This window comes from Pseudomonas pichavaramensis (assembly GCF_050473265.1).
Lineage (GTDB): Bacteria > Pseudomonadota > Gammaproteobacteria > Pseudomonadales > Pseudomonadaceae > Aquipseudomonas.
Map to the genome: position 1 here is coordinate 38,402 of NZ_JBJKFJ010000021.1, position 10,457 is coordinate 48,858.

Here is a 10,457-nt window from a genome sequence, read left to right on the forward strand (position 1 = left end):
CCGCTGACGGTTTACCGGTGCGCACGGCGCACCCTACGAGAGAAGTCGACATGGCACTGGCCAAACGCATCATCCCTTGCCTCGACGTGGACAATGGCCGCGTGGTCAAGGGCGTCAAGTTCGAGAACATCCGCGATGCCGGCGACCCGGTGGAGATCGCGCGCCGCTATGACGAGCAGGGCGCAGACGAGATCACCTTCCTCGACATCACCGCCAGCGTCGATAACCGCGATACCACGCTGCACACGGTCGAGCGCATGGCCAGCCAGGTGTTCATCCCGCTGACCGTGGGCGGTGGCGTGCGTACCGTGCAGGACATTCGCAACCTGCTCAATGCCGGCGCCGACAAGGTGTCGATCAATACCGCGGCTGTATTCAACCCCGAGTTCGTCGGCGAGGCAGCCGCGCGCTTCGGCTCGCAGTGCATCGTCGTTGCCATCGACGCCAAGCGCGTATCGGCGCCGGGCGAGCCGGGCCGCTGGGAAATCTTCACCCACGGCGGGCGCAAGCCGACCGGTCTCGATGCCGTGGAGTGGGCGCGCAAGATGGAAGGCCTTGGTGCCGGTGAGATCCTGCTTACCAGCATGGATCAGGACGGCGTCAAGAGCGGTTACGACCTGGGCGTGACCCGCGCCATCAGCGAAGCGGTGCGTGTGCCGGTGATCGCGTCAGGCGGCGTCGGCAACCTGCAGCACCTGGCAGACGGCATCATTGAAGGCAAGGCCGATGCCGTGCTGGCGGCGAGCATCTTCCATTTCGGCGAATACACCGTGCCGGAAGCCAAGGCCTATCTGGCCAGCCGCGGCATCGTCGTGCGCTGATTGTGCCAGAGCGACTGGTCCGTAGCGCAAAGCTGCGGGCAAGTCGACGGCAAAGTGCCAGCGATCCCGCTAGCATTCCCCATCATTTCTGAATCCTTCGGCCCTCTGCTTCTGGTGGAGGGCTGTCTTTTGCCGAGCATTTTCGGCACGGAGTCTTCATGTTCCTTCTTCGCTGTGTGACCGTCCTCGCCCTGGTGTGTGGCTGCAGTTTGGCGCGGGCAGAGCCGCTGGTATTGCTTACGGAAAACCTGCCGCCATTCAACATGTCGGTCAGCGGCAACAACTTTGCGCGTGACGGGAATGTAACGGGCATCAGCTCCGATATTCTGCGTGCCGTTTGCCAGCGTGCCGAAGTGCAGTGTCAACAGATTCTGCGTTTCCCCTGGCAGCGCGTGTACCAGCAGACTCTGGATGATGCCGGCTACGGGCTGTTTTCCACGGCGCGGACGCCTGAGCGCGAGAAGTTGTTCAAATGGGTAGGGCCGATTGCCAAGAATGAGTGGGTGTTGTTCGCCAAGCCTGACAGCACCATCCAGTTGTCCTCTTTGGAGGGCGCGCGGCGCTATCGCATCGGTGGCTACAAGGGCGACGCCAAGACCCAGTTCCTGCTGGACCGGGGGCTGGAAGTGCAGACCGCACTGCGTGATAACGAAAACGTACGCAAGCTGGAGCGCGGGCAGATCGATCTGTGGGTCACGTCCAACCAGGCCGGACGTTTCGTTGCACGTCAGGAGGGGCTGGAGGGGCTCAAGGTCGTGCAGCACCTGCACTCGGCCGAGCTCTACCTCGCCCTGAATCTGCAGACGCCGGATGAGCTGGTGCAGAAGTTGCAGCAGGCACTGGACTCACTGCGGGCAGAAGGTGCTTTGACGAGCATCGAAGCCCGCTATTGAGGCAGTGTGCCAGTAATCGCTGGGCCGGGGAGGGCATGGCGGTTATGCTGATGGCGTCTGCCTTGTAATAGAAAGAGAAACGTCATGCTCAAACGCCTGCTGATCGCGCTGGGTGGCACTCTTGTGGTGCTGGCTGGCGCTGCGCGCGCCGAAGTGGACCCGGATTACACCGTGGTGCTGCTGACCGAGAACTTCCCGCCCTACAACATGGCGATCAACGGCAAGAACTTCGCCCAGGAAGACAATATCGACGGCATTGCCGTGGATATCGTCAAGGAAATGTTCAAGCGTGCCGCGATCAAGTACAACCTGACCCTGCGCTTCCCCTGGGACCGTATCTACAACCTGGCGCTGGAAAAGCCGGGCTACGGTGTATTCGTTACCGCACGTTTGCCCGAGCGCGAATCGTTGTTCAAATGGGTTGGGCCGATTGGCCCGGATGACTGGGTGATGCTGGCCAAGAACGACAGCCCGATCAATCTGACCAATCTGGATGAAGCCCGCCGATATCGTATCGGCGCCTACAAGGGCGATGCCATTTCCGAATACCTGACCGAAAAGGGCGTCGAGCACAGCACCTCGTTACGCGACCAGGAGAACGCCCGCAAGCTGGATGCCGGGCAGATCGACCTGTGGGCCACCGGTGACCCGGCAGGGCGCTATCTGGCAAAGCAGGAAGGTATTTCCGGGCTCAGAACCGTACTGCGTTTCGACAGTGCCGAGCTGTATCTGGCGCTGAACAAGGAAACCCCAGACGAAGTCGTCGCCAAGTTGCAGGCTGCGCTGGAGCAAATGCGCAGTGAAGGGTTCGTCGACGATATTCTCAATAGCTACCTGTAACACCGAATACGCGTCCGGCCACGAGCCGGACGCTTGCCATGGATGGCTGAGCCGCTGAGTGCCAATGACTGACCGGGCTCTGACCTCATGCAAGGATGCCGCTAGCCATAACCAATCTGCGAGCGGTGCGTCTTATGCTGAAAACTCTGAAGAAAAGCCTGTTTGTCGCCTTGTTCCTTGCCTGTGGCTCCGCTCATGCGGATCTGCCGCAGGACTACAAGGTGGTGCTGCTGACCGAGAACTTCCCGCCCTTCAACATGGCGGTGGACGACAAGAATTTCGCACGCGACGACAGTATCGACGGCATCAGCGCCGATATCGTGCGCGAAATGTTCAAGCGTGCCGGCATCGACTACACCCTGACCCTGCGCTTTCCCTGGGACCGCCTCTACCGTCTGACGCTGGACAAGCCCAATTACGCGCTGTTCTCCACCACGTACACCCCTGAGCGTCAGCCACTGTTCAAGTGGGTCGGGCCCATCGCCAAGACAGGTTGGGTGTTACTGGCCGCCCCGGGTAACGACATCAAGGTGTCGAGCCTGCAGGACGCTGCCAAGTACCGCATCGGCGCCTACAAGAACGATGCGGTCAGCCAGCATCTGGAGAGTCAGGGGTTGGAGCCGATCAACGCGCTGCGTGACCAGGAGAATGTGAAGAAGCTGGTGCGCGGGCAGATCGACCTGTGGGCCACCACCGATCCGGTGGGCCGCTACCTGGCCAAGCAGGAAGATGTCAGCGGCCTCAATACCGTGCTGCGCTTCAACGATGCCGAGCTGTATCTGGCGCTGAACAAGGACACGCCGGACGAAGTCGTGCAGCGCCTGCAAAAAGCGCTGGATGAACTGCGCAATGAAGGCTTCATCGACGACATTACCGAGAACTATCTGTAACCCTTCTCCACTGCCAAAACCCCAGGGTGCGCCATGCGCACCTGCAAGGTGTGAAGGTCGCCGCAAAGCACGTTGACAAGAAAAAGCCCGGATAATTGTCCTAATGCTGTTCACATAAAAATTGGTCGGACGCGATTAGTCCCCTCGCCCCTTTGGGGAGAGGGTTAGGGAGAGGGGAAACTGGCAGTTTTGCGGCACTTTCAGCCCTCTCCCCCAGCCCCTCTCCCATAAATGGGAGAGGGGAGCCAACGTCTGTAACCATAAATGAACAGCATTACGGATAATTGTCCGGGCTTTTTCGTATGGCCAGCTCGCCTCAGTTGCCGCGTGTGACGCTCAGCCCCTTGAGCAGGTTCAGGGCCTGGCTCAATTGGTAGTCCTCGTCCTGCGGACGGTCGCTACGTGCTGGCTGCATGCCGCGGCTCGGGCGGTCTGCCCCGCCGTTGCCGTTGCCCAGGTGACCCTGCAGGTCGGCTTCCTTGATGCCTTCGTTATCCTGCTCACGCGTGACCTTGGCGCGCGCCACTTCGATGTCGGGGACGATGCCTTGCGCCTGGATCGAGCGGCCGTTCGGGGTGAAGTACAGCGCGGTGGTCAGCTTCAGTGCGCGATCGTTGTTCAACGGCAGCACGGTCTGCACCGAACCCTTGCCAAAGCTGTCGGTGCCCATCAGCACGGCGCGCTTGTGGTCCTGCAGGGCGCCTGCGACGATTTCCGATGCCGAAGCGCTGCCACCGTTGATCAGCACCACCAGCGGCACGCCTTCGCTGGCATCGGCCGGGTCGGCATTGAAGCGCAGCTCGGAGTTGGCCAGGCGGCCCTCGGTGTAAACGATCAGCCCGCTCTTGAGGAAGTGGTCGGCCACTTCTACGGCAGACTGCAACACGCCACCAGGGTTGTTGCGCAGGTCCATGACCAGGCCGCGTAGCTTCTTGTTGCCGTTGTCCTGGCGCAGTTTGGTCAGTGCCTTGCCGACTTCCTCGCCAGTGTTGACCTGGAACTGCGAGATACGCAGGTAGCCGTAGCCATCCTCGAGCATCTGACTCTTCACGCTGCGCACCTTGATCACGGCGCGGGTCAGGGTCAGTTCGAATGGGCGGCCGCCGTCACGCACCAGGGTCAGCTCGATCTTGCTGCCGGCCTTGCCGCGCATCTTGTCCACCGCTTCCATCATCGACAGGCCCTTGGTCGGCTGGCCGTCGATCTTGACGATCAGGTCACCGGCTTCGATGCCGGCCTTGGATGCAGGGGTGTCGTCGATGGGCGAGACCACTTTGACGAATCCATCCTCCATGCCGACCTCGATGCCCAGGCCGCCGAATTCGCCGCTGGTGCTTTCCTGCAGCTCTGCGAATGCCTCCGGTTCGAGGTAGGCCGAGTGCGGGTCGAGGTTGCTGAGCATGCCCTTGATGGCGTTCTCCAGCAGTGTCTTGTCGCTGACCGGCTCGACGTAGGCGGCCTTGATGCGGTCCATCACCTCGGCGAAGGTGCGCAGCTCATCCAGGGGCAGCGGCGCCTTGCTGCTCGTCGCCGCTGCCGGCGCGGGGGCAGGCTCAGCAGCGTGCAGGGCGGGAGCGCCGAGCAGCAGCCCAAGGGCCAGGGCCAGGCAGGTGGGGCGAAAGCGATGAGACATTAAGACAACTCCTAAATGGATGAAGCGCTTATCCCTGCGCGCGGCACCACTGTGCCGGATCACTCGGGCGACCGTTCTGGCGAATGGCGAAGTACAGCGCCGATGTTTCCTGACCACCGCTCTTGCCAACGGTGGCAATGGGGTCGCCGGCCTTGACCACGTCCCCTGCATTTCTGAGCAGGCTCTGATTATGGCCATACAGGCTCAGATAACCATTGCCGTGATCGAGAATGACCAACAGGCCAGCGCCACGCAACCAGTCGGCGAATACCACGCGACCACCGTGCACGGCGCGTACCTGGCTGCCAGCTGGCGCGCCGATCAGTACGCCGTCCCACTTAGTACGAGCGTCGCCGCCGCGTGGGGTTCCGTAGCGTGCTACCAATCGGCCATCGACGGGCCATGGCAGTTTGCCGCGGGCACTGGAAAAGGGGCCACCGTAAGTGGCGCCGGATGTCACCACTGGGCCGCTTGGCGTGGCGCCCGGGCGAGCCTGTTGAGCGGCCAGGGCCCGTTTGCGCGCCTCTTGCGCCTCGCGAGCCTGGCGCGCCAGGGTTTCTTCGATGGTCTTGAGCACGTGCCCGAGTTCTGCCTGTTCCTGCTGGCGCGCCTTGAGGCGCTGATCGCGGTTGGCGACGTCACGATTGAGTTTGGCCAGCGCCTGCTGGCGTTGCTTGCGCACATCGGCGAGCTTGGCGTGGCGCTCGTCCAGGCCGGCTTTCTGTGCTTGCAATTGAGCCTGATGGCTGGCGATTTCCTGTTCGACATTGGCCAGCTGGCGCAGGGTCTCGTTGAACGCCGATAGCTGTTCGAGGCGGGCGTGGCTGAGGTAGTCGTAATAGGTCAGGGTGCGCGAAAACTTTTCCGGGTTCTGCTGGTTGAGCAGCAGCTTGACGTACTCCTGGCGGCCGCTCTGGTAGGCGGCGCGGGCCTGGATGGCGATCAGTCGTTGCTGTTCAGTGCGCGCGCTCTGGAGTTTTTTTTTCTCCTGATCCAGGCGCTGGATTTCCTGCTCGCTGTCCTTGAGCTCGTGCTGAAGGTCATTGACCTGGCTCTCCAGCTCGCCCATTTCCGTCTCGGTCTTCTTCAGTTGCTGCTGCACGCCGGATTTCTCCTGCTGCAGTTTCTCCAGCAGCTTCTTCAGCTCGGCGACATCCTGGCGCGCGGCTTCCAGCTGGCGCTGGGTATCGGCGCGCTGATCGGCAAAGGCGGGAGCGATCAGGCTGCTGAGCAGGATCAGGGCGAGAATGCGGAGCATGGGCGAGGCGGCACCGGAAGGTGAATTAAGGCCTAGTATGCCCGCGCGGCCGGGCAAAAAAAACGCCCCGGGCCTTATGGCGCGGGGCGTTTCTTGTTTTCTGTCGATTAGTTGAGCTCGACGATGGTCTTGCCGGTCATTTCTGCCGGCTGCTCGAGGCCCATCAGCGCCAGCAGGGTGGGCGCCACGTCGGCCAGAACGCCGCCGTCACGCACGCGGGCCGGGCGCTTGCCGACGTAGATGAACGGCACCGGCTCGCAGGTGTGCGCGGTGTGCGCCTGGCCGGTGCATTCGTCTTCCATCTGCTCGACATTGCCGTGGTCGGCCGTGATCAGTGCTTCGCCGCCGACCTTCTCCAGCGCCTCGGTGATGCGCCCGACGCAGGCGTCGAGGGTTTCCACGGCCTTGACCGCCGCCTCGAATACGCCGGTGTGGCCGACCATGTCGCCGTTGGCGTAGTTGACGATGATCACGTCATAACGCTGGTTCTCGATGGCATCGACGATCTTGTCGGTGACTTCAGGGGCGCTCATCTCCGGCTTGAGGTCGTAGGTGGCGACATCCGGCGATGGAATGAGGATGCGTTCTTCGCCCTCGAACGGTTCTTCGCGGCCGCCGGAGAAGAAGAAGGTGACGTGGGCGTACTTCTCTGTTTCGGCGATGCGCAGTTGGGTCTTGCCGTTTTTCGCCAGGTATTCGCCGAGCACGTTGGTCAGCGCTTCCGGGGCGAAGGCGCTCGGTGCCGGGATGCTCGCGGCGTACTGGGTGAGCATGACGAAGCCAACCTGCGGCGCGCGCTTGCGCGCGAATTCCTTGAAGTCCGGTTCGACGAAGGCGCGGGTCAGTTCACGGGCACGATCGGCGCGGAAGTTCATGAACACCACGGCGTCGCCGTCTTCCACCTGCACCGGTGCGCCGATGGTGGTGGCCTTGACGAATTCATCGCTCTCGCCACGTTCGTAGGCGGCCTGCAAGCCTTCTACCGCGGAAGCTGCATTGAACTGGCCGGCGCCGTCGACGATCAGGTTGTAGGCCTGTTCGACGCGGTCCCAGCGATTGTCGCGGTCCATGGCGAAGTAGCGGCCGGTGAGGCTGGCGATGCGGCCCTTGCCCAGGCGGACGAAGGCCGCGTCGAGCAGTTCGATGGACGGCTGCGCGCTTTTCGGCGGGGTGTCGCGGCCGTCGAGGAAGGCGTGCAGGTAGATCTTCTCGGCGCCACGCTTGGCGGCCAGTTCGGCCATCGCAACGATGTGATCCTGATGGCTGTGCACGCCACCATCGGAGAGCAGGCCGAGGATGTGCACGGCCTTGCCGGCTGCCACGGCCTTGTCTACGGCTGCATTGATCGTGGCGTTGTCGAAGAACTCGCCGTCACGAATGGCCTTGGTCACGCGGGTGAAGTCCTGGTACACCACGCGCCCGGCACCGAGGTTCATGTGGCCGACCTCGGAGTTGCCCATCTGCCCATCCGGCAGGCCGACGTCCATGCCGCTGCCGGAGATCAGGCCATGCGGGAAGGTGGCGCGCAGGCGATCGTAGACCGGCGTGTTGGCGGCGTGGATGGCGTTGTACTCGGGGTTGTCGCTGTGACCGAAGCCGTCGAGGATGATCAGAACCAAGGGTTTGGGCGTGGCGCTCATTGAGGCTGGCTCGCTCTGGGTCGATGGGCGGGAAACTGGGAGCTTGTTCAAATGCTGCTGCGCGTCGGCCCTGCTGCGTTAAAAACAGGCTCGGAATGCTCATGTACAAAAGTACGCTCCGCTTCCTCGCCTTTTTTGGCCTTGCATGGCTCTAGCTCGCCAGCATTTGAACAAGCTCCAGGGCCGGGCATTCTACGGCCAAGTGCCTGGCGCGTCACTGCCGGACGGGGTTTGGCCGACCTGTGGGCCTGTGTATACTGGCCGGCATTTTACCGTCCTGGGCCCTATAGATGTTCGCCAACCTGATTGAATTCATCATTAACCACTATGTATTGAGTGGATTGTTCGCCGTTCTGCTGGTGCTGCTCATCGTCACCGAGATGCGCAAGGGCGGTCAGAGCCTGTCGAGCCGCGAGCTGACTGCTCTGGTCAACTCCGACAAGGGCGTGGTGCTCGACGTGCGTGCGCAGAAGGACTTCTCCGCCGGGCATATCGTCGACGCGCTGCACATCCCGTACGACAAGGTGAACGCGCGTATCGCCGAGCTGGAAAAACACAAGGCCAAGACCATCGTCGTGGTCGACGCCGCTGGCCAGCACGCTGGCACCATCGCCCGCGAACTGCAGAAAGCCGGTTACACGGCCGCCAAGCTCTCCGGTGGCATTGCCACCTGGCGCGCCGACAACCTGCCGCTGGTGAAGTGATATGAGCAAGGTCGTTATCTACTCCAGCGACTGGTGCCCCTACTGCATCCGGGCCAAGCAACTACTGGTCAGCAAAGGGGTGGATTTCGAAGAGATTCGTGTCGACGGGCAACCATCCGTACGCGCGGAAATGGCCCGCAAGGCCGGACGCACCTCGGTGCCGCAAATCTGGATCGGCAGCACCCACGTCGGTGGCTGTGACGATCTCTACGCCCTGGAGCGCGCCGGCAAGCTCGACGCCCTGCTGCAGAGCCCCGCTTGAAACCGCAACGTTAAGGAAGGCAAACGCCATGACCGAGCAAGCCAACAGCGGCGCCGCCGCTGCCGACTCGCAAAACCCGCAATTCTCTCTGCAGCGTATCTACGTCAAGGATCTGTCCTTCGAAGCGCCGAAGAGCCCGGAAATCTTCCGTCAGGAGTGGACGCCGAGCGTCGGCCTGGACCTGAACACCCGTCAGAAGGCCCTGGAAGGCGACTTCCACGAAGTGGTGCTGACCCTGTCGGTGACCGTCAAGAACGGTGAGGAAGTGGCCTTCATCGCTGAAGTGCAGCAGGCCGGTATCTTCCTGATCAAAGGCCTGGACGCTGCGTCCATGAGCCACACCCTCGGCGCTTTTTGCCCGAACATCCTGTTCCCGTACGCGCGTGAAGCGCTGGACAGCCTGGTGACCCGTGGTTCGTTCCCGGCGCTGATGCTTTCTCCGGTCAACTTCGACGCCCTGTACGCCCAGGAGCTGCAGCGCATGCAGCAGGACGGTCAGGCCGAAACCACCGCCCACTGAGGCGAGCTGGTTCAATGAAAAAGCGCCCTGCGGGGCGCTTTTTGTTTTTGGCTCATTCGCTGTCGGCGAAGCCGTTCTGGCGCCAGGCTTCGTAGACGGTCACCGCTACGGTGTTGGACAGGTTCAGGCTGCGACAGCCGGCGCGCATGGGCAGGCGCACGCGTCGCTCCACGGGCAGCGCGTTACGAACTTCCTCCGGCAGGCCACGGCTTTCCGGGCCGAACAGGAAGGCGTCGCCAGGCTGGTAGGCGATCTCGTGGAAAGGCTGCGAGCCCTTGGTGGTGAAGGCGAACACACGCGGCTGGCCGATGCTGTCGAGGCAACTCTGCAGATCGGGATGGCGCTTGAGCGTGGCGTATTCGTGATAATCCAGGCCGGCACGGCGCAGGCGTTTGTCATCCAGCTCGAAACCCAATGGTTCGATCAGGTGCAACTGACAGCCGCTGTTGGCACACAGCCTGATAATGTTGCCGGTATTGGGCGGAATTTCCGGTTGAAAGAGGATGACGTGAAACATGCAGCACTCCGAGCACTGGGATGAACGCCATTCTACGCCGCCAGAGGACCCACGGCCGCGTTTGCGCTGGCGTTTCATGCTCTCGGTGATGCTGATCGCCTTTCTCGTCGGCACTATGATCGGTCGGGTATTCGACCCGCCCCGTTTGCGTATCGAGAGTGCCGAGCCCTGGGAGCAGGGGCTGCAGCTTTGGTTCAACCGCGAGCCGCAAGCGCTGGCCGAACATGCTGACGGCGCGCTGAGATATCGCTTCGAGGATGCTTACGGACGTGAGCGTGATGGACAGTTGAGCCTGCCGTTGGGCTTGGTGAACTGGCGTGTCGAGCGTGACGGGCGGGATTTGTTGCTGGTGCTGGTTTCACCCCGTCCGCTGGACGGGGAGTGGCGCGGGGCGCAAGAGGATGGACGTTGGCGCGTGCAGCTGGCACTGCGCTCGGAATAAAGAAGGGATTCCCCGGCCTGCCTGTACCAAGGTCCCC

12 protein-coding genes are annotated in these 10,457 nt (G+C 62.3%); 8 read left to right on the forward strand and 4 right to left on the reverse strand.

Annotated elements, in window-relative coordinates:
- The first annotated feature begins 50 nt into the window (after positions 1-50).
- The 4 genes from hisF (at position 51) to ACJRW5_RS23890 (ending at position 3,444) form a co-directional block, all read left to right on the forward strand.
- A complete protein-coding gene (hisF, locus tag ACJRW5_RS23875) occupies positions 51-821 on the forward strand; it encodes an imidazole glycerol phosphate synthase subunit HisF (RefSeq protein ID WP_484572969.1) in 771 nt (256 codons plus the stop codon).
- A 158-nt stretch (positions 822-979) separates the two neighbouring features.
- Positions 980-1,714: a substrate-binding periplasmic protein gene (locus tag ACJRW5_RS23880; protein WP_484572970.1), complete on the forward strand. Its 735-nt coding sequence runs from the start codon at positions 980-982 to the stop codon at positions 1,712-1,714.
- Between the two features lie 84 nt (positions 1,715-1,798).
- Positions 1,799-2,554, forward strand: a complete 756-nt coding sequence (locus tag ACJRW5_RS23885) for a substrate-binding periplasmic protein (RefSeq protein WP_484572971.1) — start codon at positions 1,799-1,801, stop codon at positions 2,552-2,554.
- 134 nt (positions 2,555-2,688) lie between these two features.
- The gene (locus ACJRW5_RS23890; protein WP_484572972.1) at positions 2,689-3,444 is read left to right on the forward strand and encodes a substrate-binding periplasmic protein; all 756 of its coding nucleotides are present in this window, start codon (positions 2,689-2,691) and stop codon (positions 3,442-3,444) included.
- A 316-nt stretch (positions 3,445-3,760) separates the two neighbouring features.
- On the opposite strand, the gene ACJRW5_RS23895 is transcribed toward ACJRW5_RS23890, so the two are convergent.
- From ACJRW5_RS23895 to gpmI, 3 genes are all read right to left on the reverse strand, one after another.
- The gene (locus ACJRW5_RS23895) at positions 3,761-5,077 is read right to left on the reverse strand and encodes a S41 family peptidase (protein ID WP_484572973.1); all 1,317 of its coding nucleotides are present in this window, start codon (positions 5,075-5,077) and stop codon (positions 3,761-3,763) included.
- Between the two features lie 28 nt (positions 5,078-5,105).
- Entirely contained in the window at positions 5,106-6,335 is a 1,230-nt protein-coding gene (locus ACJRW5_RS23900) for a murein hydrolase activator EnvC family protein (protein WP_484572974.1), read from the reverse strand.
- 107 nt (positions 6,336-6,442) lie between these two features.
- Positions 6,443-7,975, reverse strand: a complete 1,533-nt coding sequence (gpmI, locus tag ACJRW5_RS23905; RefSeq protein ID WP_484572975.1) for a 2,3-bisphosphoglycerate-independent phosphoglycerate mutase — start codon at positions 7,973-7,975, stop codon at positions 6,443-6,445.
- A 290-nt stretch (positions 7,976-8,265) separates the two neighbouring features.
- On the opposite strand from gpmI, the gene ACJRW5_RS23910 reads away from it, so the two are divergent.
- Genes ACJRW5_RS23910 through secB form a run of 3 tightly spaced genes read left to right on the forward strand, consistent with a single transcriptional unit; the run spans position 8,266 to position 9,461 of the window.
- Positions 8,266-8,679: a rhodanese-like domain-containing protein gene (locus ACJRW5_RS23910; protein WP_484572976.1), complete on the forward strand. Its 414-nt coding sequence runs from the start codon at positions 8,266-8,268 to the stop codon at positions 8,677-8,679.
- 1 nt (position 8,680) lies between these two features.
- Positions 8,681-8,941 carry a glutaredoxin 3 gene (gene grxC / locus ACJRW5_RS23915; RefSeq protein ID WP_484572977.1) on the forward strand — a complete coding sequence of 87 codons (261 nt, stop codon included), beginning with the start codon at positions 8,681-8,683 and terminating at the stop codon, positions 8,939-8,941.
- 28 nt (positions 8,942-8,969) lie between these two features.
- The gene (gene secB, locus ACJRW5_RS23920) at positions 8,970-9,461 is read left to right on the forward strand and encodes a protein-export chaperone SecB (protein ID WP_484572978.1); all 492 of its coding nucleotides are present in this window, start codon (positions 8,970-8,972) and stop codon (positions 9,459-9,461) included.
- Between the two features lie 52 nt (positions 9,462-9,513).
- On the opposite strand, the gene trmL is transcribed toward secB, so the two are convergent.
- On the reverse strand, positions 9,514-9,978 hold the full coding sequence (gene trmL / locus ACJRW5_RS23925; RefSeq protein ID WP_484572979.1) for a tRNA (uridine(34)/cytosine(34)/5-carboxymethylaminomethyluridine(34)-2'-O)-methyltransferase TrmL: 465 nt from the start codon (positions 9,976-9,978) through the stop codon (positions 9,514-9,516).
- Here trmL and ACJRW5_RS23930 point away from each other — a divergent pair.
- Positions 9,977-10,420, forward strand: a complete 444-nt coding sequence (locus tag ACJRW5_RS23930; protein WP_484572980.1) for a hypothetical protein — start codon at positions 9,977-9,979, stop codon at positions 10,418-10,420. The genes trmL and ACJRW5_RS23930 overlap by 2 nt on opposite strands.
- The last annotated feature ends 37 nt before the right edge of the window (positions 10,421-10,457 follow it).

Bases quoted from the DNA above. Each gene is read 5' to 3' on its own strand.
- hisF (WP_484572969.1), top strand. From the start codon at position 51: ATGGCACTGGCCAAACGCATCATCCCTTGCCTCGACGTGGACAATGGC.
- ACJRW5_RS23880 (WP_484572970.1), top strand. From the start codon at position 980: ATGTTCCTTCTTCGCTGTGTGACCGTCCTCGCCCTGGTGTGTGGCTGC.
- ACJRW5_RS23885 (WP_484572971.1), top strand. From the start codon at position 1,799: ATGCTCAAACGCCTGCTGATCGCGCTGGGTGGCACTCTTGTGGTGCTG.
- ACJRW5_RS23890 (WP_484572972.1), top strand. From the start codon at position 2,689: ATGCTGAAAACTCTGAAGAAAAGCCTGTTTGTCGCCTTGTTCCTTGCC.
- ACJRW5_RS23895 (WP_484572973.1), bottom strand. From the start codon at position 5,077: ATGTCTCATCGCTTTCGCCCCACCTGCCTGGCCCTGGCCCTTGGGCTG.
- ACJRW5_RS23900 (WP_484572974.1), bottom strand. From the start codon at position 6,335: ATGCTCCGCATTCTCGCCCTGATCCTGCTCAGCAGCCTGATCGCTCCC.
- gpmI (WP_484572975.1), bottom strand. From the start codon at position 7,975: ATGAGCGCCACGCCCAAACCCTTGGTTCTGATCATCCTCGACGGCTTC.
- ACJRW5_RS23910 (WP_484572976.1), top strand. From the start codon at position 8,266: ATGTTCGCCAACCTGATTGAATTCATCATTAACCACTATGTATTGAGT.
- grxC (WP_484572977.1), top strand. From the start codon at position 8,681: ATGAGCAAGGTCGTTATCTACTCCAGCGACTGGTGCCCCTACTGCATC.
- secB (WP_484572978.1), top strand. From the start codon at position 8,970: ATGACCGAGCAAGCCAACAGCGGCGCCGCCGCTGCCGACTCGCAAAAC.
- ACJRW5_RS23930 (WP_484572980.1), top strand. From the start codon at position 9,977: ATGCAGCACTCCGAGCACTGGGATGAACGCCATTCTACGCCGCCAGAG.
- trmL (WP_484572979.1), bottom strand. From the start codon at position 9,978: ATGTTTCACGTCATCCTCTTTCAACCGGAAATTCCGCCCAATACCGGC.